Genomic DNA, 20,042 nt, shown 5'->3' on the forward strand with positions numbered 1-20,042 from the left:
CAGATCCCGATCGTCTCCAACCTGGACGGCTCACCGGTCGCCGAGTACACGGCCGAGTACTGGGTCCGTCACGTCCGTGGGGCCGTCCGCTTCGCCGACGGTGTGGCCGCGCTGCGCGCGAGCAACGTCGTCCGCCTGGTCGAGCTGGGCCCCGACGGTGTGCTGACCGCGATGGCGCGGCAGTCCATCGACGACGTGACCATCACGCCCGCCCTGCGCGCCGAGCGCGGCGAAGCCGAGACCGTGCTCACCGCGCTGGCCGAACTCCACGTCGCGGGCGCGGAGGTGAACTGGGCGGCGGTCTGTGCCCCCTACGGCGGCGAGCGGATCGATCTGCCCACCTACGCCTTCCAGCGGGAGCACTTCTGGCCCGAGCCGGTCGCCGTCGCGCCGCGGGCCGTGGCCGCCGCCGAGGAGGGCTGGCGCTACCGGATCAGGTGGAAGACCCTGGCCGACCCCGCCCTGCCGGTGCTGTCCGGCACCTGGCTGCTCGTCGCACCGCCCGGCGAGGAGGACGCAGGGGCCGAGTGCGTCCGGGCGCTTGAGGCGCACGGCGCGACCGTCGTCCCGGTCGGCGAGCCGGACGCCACCGCGTTGCGCGCGGCGGCCGGAGACGCGGAGATCGCCGGAGTCCTGTCGCTGCTCGCCCTGGACGAGCGTCCGCACCCCGAGCACCCCGTGCTGCCCACCGGGCTGTCCGCCACCGTGGCGCTGATCCAGGCGCTCGGCGAGGCCGGGATCGATGCGCCGCTGTGGGCGGCCACCCGGGGCGCGGTGTCCGTCGGCGGCGCCGAAGACCTCTCCACTACGGCGGGCGCGCAGGTCTGGGGCCTGGGCAGGGTCGCCGCGCTGGAACTCCCGAAGCGCTGGGGCGGCCTGATCGACCTCCCGGCGGACTTCGACGACCGGGCACGGACCCGGATCGCCGCCGCCCTGGCCGGAATCGACGGCGAGGACCAGCTCGCCGTCCGGCAGGCCGGGCTGTTCGCCCGGCGGCTGGCCCCCGCGCCCGCCGCCCAGGCGGAGGCGGCCCCGTGGACTCCCTCCGGGACCGTCCTGATCACCGGCGGCACCGGCGCGCTCGGCGCGCACGTGGCCCGCTGGCTGGCCGGACGCGGCGCTCCCCGGCTGCTGCTGACCAGCCGCAGCGGCCCGGACGCCCCCGGCGCGGCGGCCCTGGTCGCCGAACTCGCCGAACTGGGCGCCGAGACGGTCGTGGTCGCCTGCGACGTCGCCGACCGCGCGGCCCTGGACGCCCTGCTCGGCGAGCACAGCGTGACCGCCGTCGTGCACGCGGCGGGATCCGGCGACTTCGGCCCGCTGACGGAGGCCACCCCCGAACATCTCGCCGCCGTGCTGAACGCGAAGGTCACCGGCGCGGCGAACCTGGACGACGCCCTGCGCGATGTGCCGCTTGAGGCTTTTGTGCTGTTCTCCTCGGTTTCGGCCGTGTGGGGGAGCGGCGGGCAGGCGGCCTACGCCGCCGCCAACGCCTACCTCGACGCGCTCACCGCCCGCCGCCGGGCGCGCGGCGCCGCCGCGACCTCCGTCGCCTGGGGGCCATGGGCCGGGGACGGCATGGCGGGAGCCGACTCCACCGCCGACTACCTGCGCAAGCGCGGCCTGATCACGATGGATCCGGCGCTCGCCGTACGGGCGCTCGGGCAGGCGGTCGAGCGCGGTGACTCGTGCGTGGCCGTCGCCGACATCGACTGGGCCAGGTTCGTGCCCGCCTTCACGGCCGCCCGGCCGCAACGGCTGTTCGACGACCTGCCCGAAGTGCGGGTGACCCGGCGGGCCGCCGCCGGAGGGGAGGGCTCGCCGCCCTCGGAGCTGGCCCGCCGGATCGACGGGCTGTCCCCGGCCGACCAGCGGCGTGCCGTCCTGGACATCGTGCGGACCGCCGTCGCCGCCGTGCTCGGCCACTCGGGGCCGGAGGCCGTCGAACCGGGCATCGCGTTCAACGCGCTCGGCTTCGACTCCCTGACCGCCGTGGAACTGCGCGGCCGTCTCAACGACGCGACCGGGCTGCGGCTGCCCGCGACCCTCGTCTTCGACTACCCGACGCCCGCCGCGCTGGCCGACCACCTGCTCGCCGAGATCCTCGGCCGGAACGACGCGGCCGGCGAGGCCGTGACGGCGGCGGGTCTCACCGACGAGCCGATCGCCATCATCGGCATGAGCTGCCGCTACCCGGGCGGCGTGGAGTCGCCCGAGGACCTCTGGCGGCTGGTGTCCACCGGCACCGACGCGGTGTCGGGCTTCCCCGACGACCGGGGCTGGGACACCACGTCCCTGTACGACCCGGACGCCTCGGGGGACGGCACCTCCTATGTCGGGGAGGGCGGTTTCCTGCGCGCGGCCGGCGACTTCGACCCGGTGTTCTTCGGGATCTCGCCGCGTGAGGCGCTGGCGATGGACCCGCAGCAGCGGTTGCTGCTCCAGGCGTCGTGGGAGGTGTTCGAGCGGGCCGGGATCGACCCGACCGCGTTGCGAGGGAGCCGGACCGGCGTCTTCGCGGGCACCAACGGACAGGACTACCCGGCGCTGCTGGCCGGGGCCCGGCACGGCAGCGAGGGCTACCAGGGCACGGGCAACGCGGCGGCGGTCATGTCCGGCCGCGTCTCCTACACGTTCGGGTTCGAGGGCCCGGCGATGACGGTGGACACGGCGTGCTCGTCGTCGCTGGTGGCGCTGCACCTGGCGGGTCAGGCGCTGCGGAACGGCGAGTGCTCGCTGGCGCTGGCGGGCGGTGTGACGGTGATGTCCACCCCGTCGGCGTTCGTGGAGTTCAGCAGGCAGCTCGGGCTGGCCAGGGACGGGCGGTGCAAGCCGTTCGCGGCGGCGGCCGACGGCACCGGCTGGGGCGAGGGCGTCGGCGTGGTGCTGCTGGAGCGGCTGTCCGACGCGGAGCGCAACGGGCACCGCGTGCTGGCGGTCGTCCGCGGGTCGGCCGTCAACCAGGACGGCGCGTCCAACGGGCTCACCGCCCCGAACGGTCCTTCGCAGCAGCGGGTGATCCGGCAGGCGCTGGCCAACGCGGGCCTGTCGCCCGCCGACGTGGACGCGGTCGAGGCGCACGGCACCGGCACCAAGCTGGGCGACCCGATCGAGGCCCAGGCGCTGCTCGCCACCTATGGGCAGGACCGGGACGAGCCGCTGTGGCTGGGGTCGCTGAAGTCCAACATCGGGCACACTCAGGCGGCGGCGGGCGTCGGCGGCGTGATCAAGATGGTCATGGCCCTTCGTGCGGGCGTGCTGCCGCCGACGTTGCACGTGGACGAGCCGTCCCCGCACGTGGACTGGACCGAGGGCTACGTCCGCCTCCTCACCGAGCCCCGCCCCTGGCCCGAGTCCGACCACCCCCGCCGCGCCGGAGTCTCCTCCTTCGGCATGAGCGGCACCAACGCCCACACCATCCTCGAAGCCCCACCCACCCCCACGAACCTGCCAGAGGCCCTTCTTCCGACCGGTCTCACCGCCGCACCCGATGGCGGCCTCCCGGCCGAATCGGCCTCCGCTCCCGAGGCCGCTCCCACCCCGGCCCCCGCCCCTTCTTCCCCTTCGGCCGTATCCATTCCCCTCCCGTGGGTGATCTCAGGGAAGACCGCGGAGGCCGTCCGGGCTCAGGCCGTACGGCTCGCGCCGCTCGTCGAGTCCGATCTCGCCGATGTGGCGTTCTCCCTCGCCACCACCAGGGCCGCGCTGGATTCGCGCGCCGTCGTCTTCGGCCGTACCGCCGAGGACTTCGAGGCCGGGTTGCGGGCGCTGGCCGAAGGCGAGACCTCCCCGTCGGCCGTCACCGAAGGCCGGACCGCCTTCCTGTTCACCGGCCAGGGTTCGCAGCGCGCCGGGATGGGCCGCGAGCTCCACGAGACCTTCCCGGTGTTCGCGGAGGCGTTCGACGCCGTCGCCGGCCGGTTCGAGGGCGACCTGAAGGAGATCGTCTTCGGCGACTCCGATCTGCTGGACCGGACGCGTTACACCCAGGCCGGGTTGTTCGCCCTGGAAGTGGCGCTGTTCCGTCTCTTCGAGTCCTGGGGTGTCACCCCGGACTTCCTGCTGGGCCACTCGATCGGCGAACTGGCCGCCGCCCATGTCGCCGGGGTGATGTCCCTGGAGGACGCCTGCCGCCTGGTGGACGCCCGTGGCCGCCTGATGCAGGCCCTCCCCTCGGGCGGGGCGATGCTGGCCGTGGAGGCCACCGAGGACGAGATCGTCATCGATGACCGCCGGGCGAGCGTCGCGGCGATCAACGGTCCCACCTCCGTGGTGGTCTCCGGAGTCGTCGAGGCGATCGACGAGCTGGACACCCACTGGCAGGGGCAGGGCCGCCGAGTGAAGCGGCTCACGGTCTCCCACGCCTTCCACTCGGTGCTGATGGAGCCGATGCTCGCCGAGTTCCGCGAGATCGCCGCCACCATCGGCTACCGGCCGCCGGTCGTCCCGGTCGTCTCCAACGTCACCGGCGAGCAGGTCACCGAGTACGACGCCGACTACTGGGTCCGCCACGTCCGCGAGGCCGTCCGCTTCGCCGACGGCGTCGCCACCCTCCAGGCCCAAGGTGTCACCCGCTACCTGGAACTCGGCCCCGACGGCGTGCTCACCGCGATGGCCCAGCAGTCCATCGACGCCATCGACACCGCCACCCTCGTCCCCGCGCTCCGCTCAGGACGCGACGAAGCCGAGACCGCGCTCACCGCCCTGGCCGCCCTCCACGTCACCGGCCACACCCTCGACTGGACCGCCCTTCTCCCCGCCGCCCGCACGATCGACCTCCCCACCTATCCCTTCGCCAAGGAGCGCTACTGGCCGGAGCCCGTCGCCTGGGTGGGGGACGTCGCCTCCGCCGGGCTCGGGGTGACCGGGCATCCGCTGCTGGGCGCCGGGGTCGGGCTGGCGCACGCGGACGAGTACCTGTTCACCGCGCGCCTGTCCGCGCAGACGCATCCCTGGCTGGCCGACCACGTCGTGATGGGCAGGATCGTCGTCCCCGGCACCGCGTTCGTGGAGCTCGCGATCCGGGCCGGTGACCAGGTCGGCTGCGGCCACCTGGAGGAACTGGTGCTGCGGGCGCCGCTGGTGCTGCCCGAGAGCGGGGCCGTGCAGGTGCAGGTCTCGCTGGGCGCGCCGGACGACGACGGCCGCAGGGAGATCGCCGTGCACTCCCGCGCGCAGGACGCGCAGGCGGCCGACGGCTGGTCGGACCAGGAGTGGACGCACCACGCGTCCGGGTTCGTCACCTCCGTCGCCGAGACGGATCCGCAGGACCTGACGGCGTGGCCCCCGCCGGAGGCCGTGGCCGCGCCCGTGGACGACATGTACGACGCGCTGGCCGCCGCCGGCCTTTCGTACGGCACGGTGTTCCAGGGCGTCGTGGCCGCCTGGCGGCGCGATGACGACGTGTTCGCCGAGGTGGCGCTGCCCGAGCGGGAGCACGAGGCGGCGGCCGGGTTCGGTCTGCACCCGGCGCTGCTGGACGCGGCGCTGCAGGCGCTGGCCGTTCAGGTGCGCGACGCCGGGGCCGCCGAGGGCGGGTCCGGGGGTGGCGCGGGGCTGCCGTTCTCCTGGGCGGGTGTGACCCTGCACGCCTCCGGGGCGACGACCCTGCGCGTACGGCTCTCGCCCGCCCCGAGCGGCGACGGCGTGTCCCTCCTCGCGGCCGACGGCGCCGGCGCCCCGGTCGCCTCGGTGGAGCGCGTCGTGCTGCGGCCGGTGACGGGGGAGGGGCTGTCGGCACCCGCAACGAACGGGACGAACGGCCTCTACCACGTCGAATGGAGCCAGGCCGCAGCCCCGCAGCCGACCCCCGGGACCACCTGGGCGATCTACGGCCCCGACCCGCTGGACGCGGGCGCGGCCATCGGCGCGGACCAGGTGCCCGGCGAAGGACCGGCCCCGGACGTGCTGGTGCTGTCCTGCGCGGGCGAGCCGGACGCGACGGCCTCGGACGTGACCGCGCGGGCGCTTGAGCGGCTGCGCGAGTGGCTGGGCGACGCGCGCTTCGACGACTCCACGCTGCTGGTCCTGACCCGTGGCGCGGTGGCGGCCGACGCGGGCGACGACGTGACCGACCTCGCGGCGGCGGCCGTCCGCGGCCTGGTGCGCTCGGCGCAGTCCGAGCACCCCGGCAGGATCGTGCTGGCCGACATCGACGCGGCGGAGTCGTCCTGGCAGGCGCTCGCCGGTGCCGTGGCGCTCGGCGAACCGCAGGTGGCGATCCGGGCGGGGGCGCTGCTGGTGCCGCGCCTCGCGCCGGGCGACGCGGTGGCGGGGCTGGCCGTCCCGGACGGCGGCGCCTGGCGGCTGGATGTCAGCGAACGCGGCACCCTGGCGAACCTGTGCCTGGTCCCGAACCCGGACGCGGAGGAACCGCTCCAGGACGGCGAGGTCCGTGTGGCGCTGCGCGCGTCGGGCCTGAACTTCCGCGACGTGCTGAACGCCCTGGGCATGTACCCGGGCGAGGTGCGGCTCGGCGGCGAGGCCGCGGGCGTGGTGACCGAGGTCGGCGCGGGCGTCGTGGGCGTCGAGCCGGGCGACCGGGTCTTCGGCCTGTTCGGCGGGGCGTTCGGGCCGGTCGGGGTGACCGACCACCGGCTGGTGACCCGGATGCCGGACGAATGGTCGTTCGTGCAGGCGGCGGCGGTGCCGATCGCCTACGCCACGGCGTACTACGGCCTGGTGGACATGGGCGGCCTTTCGGCGGGCGAGACCGCGCTCGTGCACGCCGCCGCGGGCGGCGTGGGCATGGCGGCCGTGCAGATCGCCAGGCACCTGGGCGCGCGGGTGCTGGGCACCGCCAGCGCCGGCAAGTGGGACGTGCTGCGCGACCTGGGCCTGGCGGAGGAGGACATCGCCTCCTCGCGGGACACCTCGTTCCGTGACCGCTTCCCGAAGGTGGACGTGGTGCTCGACGCGCTCGCCAAGGAACTGGTGGACGCGTCGCTCGAACTCGTACGCCCCGGCGGGCGCTTCGTCGAGATGGGCAAGACCGACATCCGCGACGCCGCCGAGGTGGCCCGGCAGTACCCGGGCGTCGCCTACCGGGCGTTCGACCTGGCGGAGGCGGGGCCGGACCGGATCCAGGAGATCCTCACCGAGCTGGTCGCGCTGTTCCGGAGCGGCGGGCTGTGGCTGCCGCCCATCCGCACGTGGGACATCCGCCAGTCCATGGACGCGTTCCGCTTCATGAGCCAGGCCAGGCACGTCGGCAAGCTGGTGCTGACCATGCCGCGCGCCCTGGACCCGGCGGGCACGGTGGTCGTCACCGGCGGCACCGGGACGCTGGGCGGGGTGCTCGCCCGCCACCTGGCGCGCACGCACGGGGTGCGGGAGCTGCTGCTGCTCAGCCGCCGCGGCGCGGACGCGCCCGGCGCGGCCGAGCTGGTCGCCGAGCTGGCCGGGTACGGCGCGCGGGCGCGGGCGGTGGCCTGCGACGTGTCCGACCGCGCCGCGCTGCGGCAGGTCCTCTCCGGCCACCGGGTGACGGGTGTCTTCCACACGGCGGGCGTGCTGGACGACGGCGTGGTCGAGGCGCTGACCCCGCGGCGGGTCGCCGGGGTCTTCGGGCCCAAGGCGGACGCCGCGCTCGCGCTGCACGAACTGGCCGCCGAGCACGATCCTGACGTGTTCGCGATGTTCTCCTCCGTGTCGGCCACGCTCGGCAGCCCCGGGCAGGGCAACTACGCGGCGGCGAACGCCTACCTCGACGCGCTGGCCCGGCACCGAGCCGCGCGCGGTCAGGCCGCCCTGGCACTTGCCTGGGGCCCGTGGGACGTGGGCGGCGGCATGCTGGGCGCGCTCGGCGACGACGACCGGGAGCGGATCGCCAGATCCGGGTTCCCCGCGCTGACCGGGCACGAGGGCATGGCGCTGCTGGACGCGGCGCTGCGGTCGGCCCTGGCGGTCACCGTGCCGACCGGGCTGAACCGGGCCGTGCTGGCGGCCCAGGCCGACGACCTGCCCCACCTGCTGCGCGGCCTGGTGCGCGGGCCCGCCCGCCGTACGGCGAGCGGCGGCTCCGGCCGTGGCGCGGGCGGCGGCCGGGCGCTGGCCGAGCGGCTTGCCGCCGTGCCGCACGCCGAGCAGGCCGAGATCCTGCTCGACCTGGTGCGCGGCAACGTGGCGACGGTCCTGGGCTTCGGCTCGGTGGACGCCGTCGGCCCCGGCAAGGCGTTCAAGGAGCTGGGCTTCGACTCGCTGACCGCCGTCGAGCTGCGCAACCGCCTGAGCGCGGCGGCGGGCGTTCGGCTGCCCGCCACGCTGGTCTTCGACCACCCCAGCCCGGCGGCGCTGGCCGGCTTCCTGCTGGCCGAACTGGTCCCGGCCGCGCCGACGCCCGCGATGCTGGTGCTCGGCGAACTGGACCGGATGGAGGGCGTGCTGCCCGGCCTGCCCGCCGAGGAGCGGTCGCGGATCCGGGCCCGGATGGAGGCCCTGCTGGTGAAGTGGGCCGAGACGGCGGGCGGCGCGGCGGCGGACGACAGCGACCTCGAACTGGCGACCGAGGAGAACATCTTCGCGCTGATCGACAGCGAGCTGGAGATCTCCTGACCAGGGTGTTTTCACCCGCTGGTCGTGTCCGAAGTTTCTTGACGCTTCACCCAGGAGAGGGGACGGCCCTGTGCGCCGCGCGCCCGCAGGAGGCGGCGCACGGCTTCCCGCAGCTCCTGTAGCTCCTCGGGCTCGCCGAGCGGGGTGATGGCCGCGTGCCGTACGGCGCGCGGCCCGGACAGGCCGAAGGCGACCTCGACCAGCCGCGCCCAGGACCGCCCGCGCGGCACGGTGTGGACGCCGACGCCGGGATGCGCGGCCAGCCACTCCTGGACCTGGTCGCCGTCCCGCGCGCCCGGCCCGGCGTCGTCGCGGACGACGTGCGGCCGCGCCCCCGGATGCAGCGCCGCCACCCGCGCGAGGAAGTCGCGCGGGCCCTCCGGCGCGGCGGGCCGGTCCAGCGCGGCCAGGAGCGACGCCGCCCCGACCTCGGCCGCGCGCGCCGTGGCCGTGGCGTCGTCGGTCAGGTCGCCCACGACGACCACCAGGACGCCGCCGGACGGCCCGAGATGGAGGCCGGTGACGGCAGCGACCCCGGCCGGCAGGGGCGGCCGGACCGGCAGCCCTGGCGAGGGCGTGCCGGGATGGACGCCCCAGGCCCGCCAGATCCGCGCCACGGTGGCGAAGGACACGCCGAGATGCGCGGCCAGCAGCCGGGACGACCAGTGCGTCGCGCCCAGCTCGGGCGGCGGGTGCCCCTGCGCGGACAGGGTGGCGATCAGCACGTCGACCTCGTTCACCTTCGGCGGACGGCCGGCCCGGTCCGCGTCGCGCAGCGCGTCGACGCCGCCTTCGCCGTAGCGGGCCCGCCACAGCGCCACCGTGGGCCGGGACGCGCCGACCCGGCGCGCGATGTCGGTGTTCGGCACGCCGTCGGCGGCCAGCAGGACGATCCGGGCGCGCTTGGCCAGCCCGGACGGCACGCTCGGCAGCCTGGCCAGCCTGCCGAGGCGTTCGCGGTCGCCGTCGCGCAACGCTAGAGGAGCGGCGGTGGACATGGTTTCATTGTGACCCGGCCCGCACTGTAAAGAGACTTCCGACACGAAATCTAGGGGTGGGCCGCCCCGGACGGGATCTCTAAGGTCGTAATGGACCCGCATGCGGTGAGTCGTCTTCACGGAGCCTTCCAGGAGAGGTCTGACGATGTCGCACCAAGACACAGCAGTCGCACTCGACCCGATCGAGTTGACCGCTCCGGTCAATTCGGCTGTCCCGGCCGAGTCGACCACCGCGGGCCGGATCGCCGACCTTGAGGTCCGCCGGGACGAGGCGGTGACCACCGCCGAGCGGCGGGCCGCAGGACGCCAGCACGCCAAGGGCAAGCTGACCGCCAGAGAGCGGATCGAGCGGCTGCTCGATCCAGGGTCCTTCACCGAACTGGACGAGTTCGTACGGCACCGCTGCACCGACTTCGGCATGGAGCTGAACCGTCCCTACGGCGACGGCGTCGTGACCGGGCACGGCACGATCGACGGCCGCAGGGTCTGCGTCTTCTCCCAGGACTTCACCACCCTCGGCGGCAGCATGGGCGAGGCGTTCGGGTCCAAGGTGCTGAAGGTCATGGACCTCGCCATGAAGATCGGCTGCCCGATCATCGGCATCAACGACTCGGGCGGCGCGCGGATCCAGGAGGGGGTCGTCTCCCTGGCGCACTACGCCGAGCTGGGCATGCGCAACGTGCGCGCCTCCGGCGTGATCCCGCAGATCTCGCTGATCATGGGCCCGTGCGCGGGCGGCGCGGTCTACTCCCCGGCGCTGACCGACTTCACCGTCATGGTGGACAAGACCTCCTACATGTTCGTCACCGGCCCCGACGTGGTCGCCGCGGTGACCGGCGAGCGGCCCTCCTACGACGAGCTGGGCGGCCCCGCCGTGAACGGCGAGGTGTCGGGCAACGCCCACTACGTCGGCGCGGACGAGGACGAGGCCATCGGGTGGGTGCAGACCCTCCTCGGCTACCTGCCGGGCAACAACATCGACGCCCCGCCGGTCTACGGGCACGACGGCGCCCCCGAGATCACCGAGACCGACATCGAGCTCGACTCGCTCGTCCCGGACGCCGTCAACCAGATCTACGACATGCACGAGGTCATCCGCCGGATCGTCGACGAGGGCGACTACCTGGAGGTCCAGCCCGGCTTCGCCCGCAACATCGTCTGCGCGCTGGCCAGGGTCCACGGCAACTCGGTCGGCGTGGTCGCCAACCAGCCGATGGTGCAGACCGGTGCGATCGACATCGACGCCTCGGAGAAGGCAGCCCGGTTCATCCGGTTCTGCGACTCCTTCAACATCCCCATCCTGACGCTCGCCGACGTCCCCGGCTACATGCCGGGCGTCGACCAGGAGCGCGGCGGCATCATCCGCCGGGGCGCCAAGCTGATCTACGCCTACGCCGAGGCCACCGTGCCCAAGGTGACCGTCGTGCTGCGCAAGGCGTACGGCGGCGGCTACGCCGTGATGGGGTCCAAGCACTTCGGGTGCGACGTGAACCTGGCCTGGCCGACCGCCGAGATCGCGGTGACCGGGGCAGCCGGGGCCGTGCAGGTGCTGCACAGGAAGACGCTCGCCGTCGCCCCGGAGGAGCACCGCGCCCGGCTGGAGCGCGAGCTGGTAGACGAATACCAGCAGAAGTTCAGTAACCCGTATTTCGCCGCCGAGCGCGGGTATATAGACCAGGTCATCCGTCCCGCCGAAACACGGTTGCAGGTGGCCGAGGCGTTCTCTCTGCTTCGTGAGAAAAGGGAGTCGCCACCCATCAGGAAACACGGCAATATGCCACTGTGAACCTACCCCCGTAAAATAGGATCGAGGAGATCTGAGTGAATGTGAGGACCGATCCGACAGGTGGTACCACGACATCCGTCGGGGATGACAAGGAAGCCGCCCTCAAGGTCGTCGGACTGCTCAAGGTCTTCGGCGATTACACCGCGGTCAAGAGGGCGAACCTGACCGTCCGGCCCGGTTCTTTCTACGGACTGGTCGGTCCGAACGGCGCGGGCAAGACCACCACCCTGTCCATGGCGGTCGGCCTGCAGCGGCCCGACGAAGGCAGCTCGACGGTGTTCGGGGTCGATGTCTGGAAGGACCCGCTGGCGGCCCGGCGGCTGATGGGCGTGCTCCCCGACGGCCTCGCCCTGCCCGAGCGGCTCACCGGCCGTGAGCTGCTGACCTATCTGGGCCGGCTGCGCGGCCTCCCGGCCGCCACCGTGGCCGAGCGCGCCGACGAGCTGCTCGGCGTGATGGAGCTGGACGGCGACGCCGAGCGCACCCTGGTCGTCGACTACTCCACCGGCATGCGCAAGAAGATCGGCCTGGCCACCGCGCTGCTGCACGGCCCGAAGCTGCTCGTCCTCGACGAGCCCTTCGAGGCCGTGGACCCGGTCTCGGCGGCCACCCTGAAGCGGATCTTGAACAGGTTCGTCGCGGCGGGCGGCTCGGTGATCCTTTCCAGCCACGTGATGGCCTTGGTGGAGCAGCTCTGCGACACGGTGGCGGTGATGGCCAAGGGCAACGTGGTGGCCGAGGGCCCGCTGGACACCGTCCGCGCCGGCAAGTCGCTTGAGGAGACCTTCGTCGAGCTGGTCGAGGTGGAGATCGGCGGCGGGGAGGGACTGTCGTGGTTGGCGTCCTGATCAGCATGAAGGTGGCGCTGACGCGCCACTCGGCCACGGGGCCCAAGGCCACGTGGATGCTCACCGGCGCGCTGATCGGGCTCACCGTGGCCGCGGGGACGATCTCCGTGGCCACCTTCGAGTACGGTCAGCCGACCGCCCTGATGGACCTGCTCGGCGTGGTGCTCGCGATCTGGATGTTCGGCTGGATGCTCGGCCCGGCCTGGACCGGCCAGCCGGTGCTGCGCGCCTCGCACTTCTCGCTCGAACCGGTCCCGCGCGGACGCCTCGCGGTCGGCCTGCTGGCCGCCGCGTTCGTCGGCGTCGGCGCGTTGGTCTCGCTGGTGGCGTTCGCCTCGCTGGTGGTGTTCGGCGCCAGGCTCGGCGTCGTGGCCTCGGTCGTCGTCGCGGTGCCCGCGATGCTCCTGCAGCTCGTGCTGGTGGTGCTGCTGGCCAGGGTGACGGCCTGGATCTTCGGCGCGATGGCCAGGTCGCGCACCGGCGCGGTCATCACCGGCCTGATCACGGCCGCCATGCTGGTGGTCGCGCAGTCCGGCTGGCTGGTGTTCATCGCCGTGGACTCGGTGCTGGCCACCGGGTTCTCGCCGGAGGTCTCCCGGGTGCTACGGGCGCTGCCGTCGAGCTGGGGGCTGCTCGCCGTCGAGGCCGCCTCGCGGTCCGACTGGCGGATGGTGGCCATCTCGCTGGGCGGCCTGGTCGTCCTGCTCGGGCTGCTGGTGCTGCTGTGGAGCTGGATGCTCGGCTCCGAGGGCCTGTCACGCACGGTCGTGCGGGGCACGGCCGACAAGCGCGCCACCGCCCGCACCGCCACCGGCGCCGTATACCTCAAGGAGCTGCGCACCTGGCGGCGCGACGCGCTGCGCGTGCAGAACCTCGTGGTCGCCCCGGCGTTCGCGATCCTCACCGCGCTGCTGCCGCTGCTGTTCGACTCGACGTCCTTCCTGCCGTTCGCGGGCGCGCTCGCCGCGCTGATGGCCGCCGCCACCTGCGGCAACCTGTACGGCCAGGACGGCACCGCGCTGTGGCTGACGCTGATGACGCCAGGCACAGAACGCGCCGACGTGCGCGGCCGGCAGCTCGCCTGGCTCACGTTCGTGGCGCCGATCTCCATCGCGCTGACCGTCGCCGGCACCCTGCTCCACGGCGACCAGGCGATGTGGCCGTGGGCGCTGGCCGCCGTGCTGGCCACGCTCGGCGCGGGCTCCGGCCTGATCATGACCGTGGGGGTCGACCAGCTCGTTCCCGGACCCGACCCGCACAAGAGCAAGGACAGCCCGCTCGACCACGGCGACGTGACCGGGCAGGGCTTCGTGATGATGCTCATGGTGACGGCCCTGGCGCTGCCCGCGGTGGGCACCACGGTGGCCGGCAGCATGCTCGGCATCCCCGCCCTGCTGTGGGGCGGCGTCGGCGTGGCCGTCGTCACCGGACTGCTGTACTTCTGGTGGCTGGGCCGTTCGGCGAGCAAGCACCTGGCAGAGCGCGCCTCCGACCTGCTCTACCTGATGCGCTCGGGCAAGGAGCAGCAGGCCAGGGTGACCGAGGGCGCCTCGGTGCTGAAGACGATGCCCAGGCACCGCCGCGCGCTGCTGTGGGCGTGCTTCTTCATCGGCTGCATCGCGCTGTTCCCGCAGGGCCTGGTGCCGCTGGCGATGAAGGTGACCGGCGAGATCGCGCCGGTGTGGTTCCTGGCGCTGCACCTGCCCGACGTGTGGCAGTGGCCGACGATCGCGATCATGATCGCGCTCGGCGTGCTGGCCTTCGTCATCGCGGGTGGCATCTACCTCACCGAGACCCGGGCGATGCGGGCCAAGCTGGCCGCGGCCCAGGCCGAGCGCGAGGAGCACAACGGGAACAAGGAGCCGGTGCCGGCCTGAGGCGTCGAGCTCGCGGGCGGCTCCGGCGTTCCCGGAGACCACGAAGGGCGGCGATCCCGTGGGATCGCCGCCCTCGCCTTGTGTCACTTCTCCAGCCGCAGTGGCAGGTCGGTCAGCCCGCGCAGGTTGAAGTGCTCGTGCCAGGTCAGCCGGTCGGTGGCGAGCTCGATGGTGCGGTACCTGCGCAGCAGCTCGCTGAACACCGTCGAGGCCTCCAGCTTGCCCAGGACCGCGCCCAGGCAGTAGTGCGGGCCCGCGCTGAACGCCAGTGACTTCACGCCGTCCCTGGTCAGGTCCAGCCGGTCCGGGTCGGGGTACTTGGCCGGGTCGCGGCCCGCCGCGTCGAACAGCGCGATGACCGTCGCCCCCTTGGGGATGACGGTGTCGCGGATGCGGGTGTCCTCGGTCAGGATCCGCGCGGCGAGCTGCACCGGCGGGTCGAACCTGGACAGCTCCTCCATGGCCGTGCCCATCAGCGAGGGGTCCCGGCGCAGCGCGAGCATCGCCTCGGGCTGCTGGAGCAACGCGAGCATGCCGTTGCCGATCAGGTTGACCGTGGTCTCGTGGCCCGCGTTGAAGATGAGCAGGATGTTGGCGACGATCTCCTCGTCGGTGAGCTGGGCGCCGTCGGCGTCCCGCTGCATCAGCACCGAGAGCAGGTCGTGCTCGGGGTCGGCCTCGCGCCTGCGCCGCATGTGCTCCAGCAGGTAGGCGCGGAACTCCGGCTCCGCCTTGTTCATCGCGATCCGGCGCTCGGGGGTGACCGCCGGGTCGATGACGTAGCCGACCTTGTCGGTCCAGTCGCGGCACTTGGCGCGGTCCTCCGGCGGGATGCCCAGCAGCTCGCCCACCACCAGGATCGGCATCGGCAGCGCCAGACCGGCGATCAGGTCGACCTCACCGTCCCCCATCTCGTCGATGAGGTGGTCGACGACCTCGGCGATCCTCGGCCGCATGCGGTCGATGTTGCGCGGGGTGAACACCCGCGCGACCAGCCGGCGGATCCGGCGGTGCGCCTGGCCGTCCTGCATGAGCAGCCATTTGCTGGTGCTCTTCACGACCGGGCAGGTGGGGCCGCCCCTGATCATCGCCCACATCGGGTCGGCGGGGAAGTTGCTCGACGAGTGCGGCGAGCGCAGCAGCTCGTCGATGTCGTCGTAGCGGGTCAGCACCCAGTAGCCGAAAGGCGTCTGGTGAATCGGTTCGGTCTCCCTGAGCCGGCGGTAATAATCGAATCGGTCGGATTTCAGGGCCGGGTCGTTCAGATCGAAGAGAACAGTCATAGCAGTCCGTCCGTCACGGTCACCGGTCAGGCTTCATAAGGTGATCCGAACTATGATCCGGTGATTTCGATAAGCGGGAGTACCCCTACGCCACCACAGACTCCGCTATGCTCGTAAAGCATGCCTCCCGGCCCTCCGCCGCGCGACCCCTATTACCACCGTCCTGGGTGGACAGCGCGCCTGCGATAGCCGTTCGATAATGATTGGAAGTCGGCAGGACTTAGCGTCCCTATCGTCACCTCCAATAGGAGAATCGAGCACAGGGGGGCTGATCATGGGCCTGATGGAGAGAGACGAGGCATTCGCCTCCCTTGAACGGCTGGTGGCCGACGCGCTCACCGGCAAGGGCAGGGTGGCGCTGGTCACCGGTGCGGTGGGCACCGGCAAGAGCGAGCTGTTGCACGCCTTCGCCGAACGCGTCGCCGAGCTTGGGGCGCTCGCGGTGATGGCGACGGCCTCGCGCGTGGAGCAGGACCTCCCGCTGGGGGTCATGGGGCAGTTGATCCAGGACGCCCCGCTCACCGCCGAGGAGCGCGAGCGCGCGCTGGCGCTGCTCGCCGAGGGCGCGGCCTCGGTCGCGCACGAACCCGACGGGGACAACGGGGGCGAGATCCTCGAACAGGTCGACGCCCAGGTCGTCCATGCGCTCTGCACCGTCCTGCTGGAACTTTCCGAACGTTATCCGCTGGTCATCGTGGTGGACGACGTTCACCTGTCCGACCGGCTCTCGCTGCTCTGCCTGGCCTACCTCTCACGCCGCGTGCGGTTCGCCAGGGTCGCCGCCGTGTTCGGTCACTCCGACCATGGGCGGTACACAGAGACGATCTTCCAGACCGAACTGCTCCGCCAGCCGCACTGCCGGCGCGTCCACCTCGACCCGCTGTCCCCGGCCGGCGTCACCGCCGTGGTCGCCGAGCGGCTGGGCGAGGACGAGGCCGTACGGCACGGCTCCACCTGGTACGACCTGAGCGGCGGCAACCCGCTGCTGGTCGGCGCGCTGATCGAGGACCAGCACCCCGCGTCGCGATCCGGCGAGCCCGACGAACCCGTCGTGGGCGACCGGTACGGCCAGGCCGTCCTGTCATGTCTGCACCGAGGCGAACCGCAGGCCCTGCACGTGGCGCGCGGGCTCGCCGTCCTCGGCGATCCCGAGTCGCTGGGCATGCTGCTCGGCGTCGGCTCGGCCACGGTCTCGCAGTCGCTGCACTCGCTGACCGCCGCCGGGCTGCTGGCCTTAGGCGGCTTCCGTCACGAGGTGGCGCGCGCGGCCGTACTGGCCGAACTGGAACCGCGCGAGCGGATGGATCTCTATCGCAGGGCCGCCGAACTGGCCCACGACGCGGGGGCGTCGACCACCGACATCGCCGACCACCTGCTCCAGGCGGGCCGCATCGAGGCCCCCTGGGTCGTGCCCGTGCTGGAGGACGCCGCCAGGAACGCGCTGCGCGAGGGTCGGGTCAAGCCCGCCGTCTCGTACCTGCAGCTCGCCTGGCGCGAGTGCGCGGACGAGCAGCACCGGATGCGCATCATGACGATGCTGGTCCGCGCCGAGTGGCGGATCAACCCCGGCGCGCCCGCCGGGCACCTGGCCGAGCTGACCGACGCCATGCAGCGCGGCAACCTGCGCGGGAGCGACGCCGTCGTGCTCGCGCGGGCGCTGCTGTGGCATGGCAGGACGGTCGACGCCCGCGAGGTGCTGGAGGGCGTTAGCACCGCCGCCGAGGACGTGGACGGCGAGACCTCGACCGAACTGGCCGTGGTCAAGCCGTGGCTGCGCTGCACCTACCCGCCGTTCCTGGCGGAGATGCGCGGCTCCTTCGGCACGCAGAACCGCTCGGCCATCATCTCGGTCGCGGCCAGCCGCCGCCTGGAGGCCACCCTGGCGCTCGCGGAGGTCCTCACCAAGGGCCCGCGCGAGCAGCTCATCGAAGGCGTGGACCGCATTCTGCGCGGCTGCCGCCTGGACGAGATGTCGATGGACACCGTCGAGAGCGCGCTGCTGGCCCTCACCTACGCCGGGCGTCAGGACAAGGCGGTGCCGTGGTGCGACCTGTTCAGCGTGGAGGCGTCCTCACGCCACGCGCCGAGCCGGCAGGCGCGGCTGGCCGCCATCCGGGCGGAGATGGCCGTGCGCCAGGGCGACATGCCGGGCGCCGAGCACCACGCGCGGCTGGCCATGGAGATCATCCCGCTGACCAGCTGGGGTGTCGCCGTCGGCGGGCCGCTGAGCAGCCTGATCATGGCGGCCACCGCGATGGGCGATCACGACGCGGTCCACGAGCACCTGGACCAGCCGGTGCCGGACGCCATGTTCGAGACCCGCTACGGCCTGCACTACCTCTACGCCAGAGGCCGCTACAGCCTGGCGACGGACCATCCGACGCTGGCGCTGCGCGACTTCCAGCTCTGCGGCGAGCTGATCCGCAAGTGGGACCTCGACGTTCCCGGGCTGATCCCGTGGCGGGTGGACGCCGCCGAGGCGTGCCTGCGCTCCGGGCGTCCCGAGCAGGCCCAGCAACTGATCGAGGGTCAGTTGCGCCGCTGCGGCCCGGCCACGCCCAGGGTCCACGGGATGGCCATGCGGCTGCTCGCCGCGACCGGAGAGGTGCGCCACCGCCCGATGCTGCTGCGTCAGGCCGCCGAGCTCCTGCAGACCAGCGGAGACCGGTACGAACTGGCCAGGGCGCTGCTGGACCTCGTCGAGGCCTACCAGGCGCTCGGCGAGTACCGTCGCGCCGGGATGATCGCCGGACGCGCCCTCAGCGTGGCCAAGGAGTGCCACGCGGAGCCGCTGAGCAGGACTCTGTTCAGGGACGGCGGGGACGACAAGGACGACGCCGAGGTTCCGGCGTCCATGACCACGGTGCTGAGCGACGCCGAGCGCCGCGTCGCCGTGCTGGCCGCGGCGGGCTACACCAACCGTGAGATCGCCGGGAAGCTCTACATCACGATCAGCACGGTCGAGCAGCACCTGACGCGGACGTACCGGAAGCTCAACATCTCCCGCCGCGCGGACCTGCCGCCGAGCCTGGAGTTCGGCGGCGCCGTCACCACATGACCTGAACGAAGGGGATCGCGTGCACACACACGAGAAGATCGGGAGTCTCCCGACGCCCACCACCGCGCTGCCGGCCGAGACCATGCGGGACCGGGTCGCCGAGCTGGAGCTCATGCGGGACAGCGTCCAGTCGGGGCCCGATCCAGACGCGACGGTGAAGCAGCACGCCAAGGGCAAGCTCACCGTGCGGGAACGCCTCGACGTTCTCCTGGACAGCGATTCCTTCGTCGAGATCGAGGCGTTCCGCAGGCACCGGGCGACCGGGTTCGGCCTGGAGTGGCGCCGGCCGCACACCGACGGTGTCGTGGCCGGCTGGGGCAAGATCTACGGCCGTGATGTGATCGTCTACGCGCACGACTTCCGGATCTTCGGCGGGGCCCTGGGCGAGGCCCACGCGGAGAAGATCCACAAGGTGATGGACCTGGCGGAGTCCTCGGGCGTGCCGCTGATCAGCTTGAACGACGGCGCGGGCGCCCGGATCCAGGAGGGGGTGACGGCCCTCGCCGGTTATGGCGGGATATTTCAGCGGAATGTGCGGATGTCGGGGGCGATCCCCCAGGTCAGTGTGATGCTCGGCCCGTGCGCCGGTGGGGCGGCCTATTCTCCCGCCCTCACCGACTTCGTTTTCATGGTGCAGGGCACCTCGCAGATGTTCATCACCGGCCCCGACGTCGTGAAGGCCGTGACCGGTGAGGAGATCAGCCAGGACGCGCTGGGCGGTGCCCAGGTGCACGGCACCATGTCGGGAGTGGCCGGCTTCGTCTACCCGGACGAGATCTCCTGCCTGGAGGACGTCCGCTACCTGTTGTCCATGCTGCCGGCCAACTTCCAGGAGATGCCGCCGTCGATCGCCTCGTCGGACCCGGCCGAGCGGTCCGGCGACGCGCTGCTCGACCTGGTGCCCGCCGACCCGGCGCAGTCGTACGACATGGCGGCGGTGATCGCCGAGCTGGTGGACGACGGCGAGTTCTTCGAGTTCCACGCGGGCTGGGCGGGCAACCTGCTGTGCGGCCTGGCCAGGTTCGACGGCCACGTGACCGGGATCATCGCCAACCAGCCGAGCGTGCTGGCCGGCGTGCTGGACATCAAGGCGTCGGAGAAGGGCGCCCGCTTCATCCAGATGTGCGATGCGTTCAACATCCCGCTGGTCAGCCTGGTGGACGTGCCCGGCTTCCTGCCCGGCGCCGACCAGGAGCACAACGGCATCATCCGGCACGGCGCCAAGCTGCTCTACGCCTACTGCGCGGCCAGCGTGCCGCGGATCCAGGTGATCGTCAGGAAGGCGTACGGCGGCGCGTACATCGTGATGGACTCCCGTTCCATCGGCGCCGACCTCTCCTTCGCCTGGCCCACCAACGAGATCGCGGTGATGGGCGCGGAGGGCGCGGCGAACGTGGTCTTCCGCAGGGAGATCGCCGCCGCGGACAACCCCGTCGAGCAGCGCGCCAAGCGCGTGGAGGAGTACCGCACCACCCTCATGCACCCGTACTACGCCGCCGAGCGCGGTCTCGTGGACGACGTCATCGACCCGCGCGCGACCCGGGCCACGCTGATCAGGTCCCTGGGCCTGCTGCGCGCCAAACACGCCCACGCGCCGCAGCGCAAGCACGGAAACCCCCCGATGTGATGGACGAGAGCG

The 20,042-nt window shown here is 72.7% G+C and carries 8 protein-coding genes; 6 read left to right on the top strand and 2 right to left on the bottom strand.

What is annotated here, in order from left to right; translation table 11 throughout:
- Nucleotides 1-102: 102 nt before the first annotated feature.
- The gene (locus tag P3X83_RS31635; RefSeq protein ID WP_277308963.1) at nt 103-8,553 is read left to right on the top strand and encodes a type I polyketide synthase; all 8,451 of its coding nucleotides are present in this window, start codon (nt 103-105) and stop codon (nt 8,551-8,553) included.
- A gap of 11 nt (nt 8,554-8,564) precedes the next feature.
- Here P3X83_RS31635 and P3X83_RS31640 read toward each other — a convergent pair whose 3' ends face one another.
- Entirely contained in the window at nt 8,565-9,551 is a 987-nt protein-coding gene (locus P3X83_RS31640) for a helix-turn-helix domain-containing protein (protein WP_277308964.1), read from the bottom strand.
- A 145-nt stretch (nt 9,552-9,696) separates the two neighbouring features.
- Here P3X83_RS31640 and P3X83_RS31645 point away from each other — a divergent pair, with 145 nt between their 5' ends.
- From P3X83_RS31645 to P3X83_RS31655, 3 genes are read left to right on the top strand one after another with little or no spacing between them, the layout of a single operon-like run.
- Nucleotides 9,697-11,337, top strand: a complete 1,641-nt coding sequence (locus P3X83_RS31645) for an acyl-CoA carboxylase subunit beta (protein WP_277308965.1) — start codon at nt 9,697-9,699, stop codon at nt 11,335-11,337.
- Nucleotides 11,338-11,378: 41 nt separating this feature from the next.
- A complete protein-coding gene (locus tag P3X83_RS31650; protein ID WP_277309082.1) occupies nt 11,379-12,185 on the top strand; it encodes an ABC transporter ATP-binding protein in 807 nt (268 codons plus the stop codon).
- The gene (locus P3X83_RS31655) at nt 12,170-14,062 is read left to right on the top strand and encodes a hypothetical protein (RefSeq protein ID WP_277308966.1); all 1,893 of its coding nucleotides are present in this window, start codon (nt 12,170-12,172) and stop codon (nt 14,060-14,062) included. Before P3X83_RS31650 ends, P3X83_RS31655 begins: the two co-directional genes overlap by 16 nt.
- Before the next feature lie 83 nt (nt 14,063-14,145).
- Here P3X83_RS31655 and P3X83_RS31660 read toward each other — a convergent pair whose 3' ends face one another.
- On the bottom strand, nt 14,146-15,345 hold the full coding sequence (locus P3X83_RS31660) for a cytochrome P450 (protein WP_277308967.1): 1,200 nt from the start codon (nt 15,343-15,345) through the stop codon (nt 14,146-14,148).
- A 283-nt stretch (nt 15,346-15,628) separates the two neighbouring features.
- Between P3X83_RS31660 and P3X83_RS31665 the strand changes: the two genes are divergently transcribed.
- Both P3X83_RS31665 and P3X83_RS31670 read left to right on the top strand, forming a co-directional pair.
- A complete protein-coding gene (locus tag P3X83_RS31665) occupies nt 15,629-18,403 on the top strand; it encodes a LuxR family transcriptional regulator (RefSeq protein WP_277308968.1) in 2,775 nt (924 codons plus the stop codon).
- 82 nt (nt 18,404-18,485) lie between these two features.
- A complete protein-coding gene (locus tag P3X83_RS31670; protein ID WP_277309083.1) occupies nt 18,486-20,030 on the top strand; it encodes an acyl-CoA carboxylase subunit beta in 1,545 nt (514 codons plus the stop codon).
- Nucleotides 20,031-20,042: the final 12 nt, after the last annotated feature.

Origin of the sequence: Spongiactinospora sp. TRM90649, from assembly GCF_029382225.1 — a bacterium.
GTDB lineage: Bacteria > Actinomycetota > Actinomycetes > Streptosporangiales > Streptosporangiaceae > Spongiactinospora.

Bases quoted from the DNA above. Each gene is read 5' to 3' on its own strand.
- P3X83_RS31640 (WP_277308964.1), bottom strand. From the start codon at position 9,551: ATGTCCACCGCCGCTCCTCTAGCGTTGCGCGACGGCGACCGCGAACGC.
- P3X83_RS31645 (WP_277308965.1), top strand. From the start codon at position 9,697: ATGTCGCACCAAGACACAGCAGTCGCACTCGACCCGATCGAGTTGACC.
- P3X83_RS31660 (WP_277308967.1), bottom strand. From the start codon at position 15,345: ATGACTGTTCTCTTCGATCTGAACGACCCGGCCCTGAAATCCGACCGA.
- P3X83_RS31665 (WP_277308968.1), top strand. From the start codon at position 15,629: ATGGAGAGAGACGAGGCATTCGCCTCCCTTGAACGGCTGGTGGCCGAC.
- P3X83_RS31670 (WP_277309083.1), top strand. From the start codon at position 18,486: ATGCGGGACCGGGTCGCCGAGCTGGAGCTCATGCGGGACAGCGTCCAG.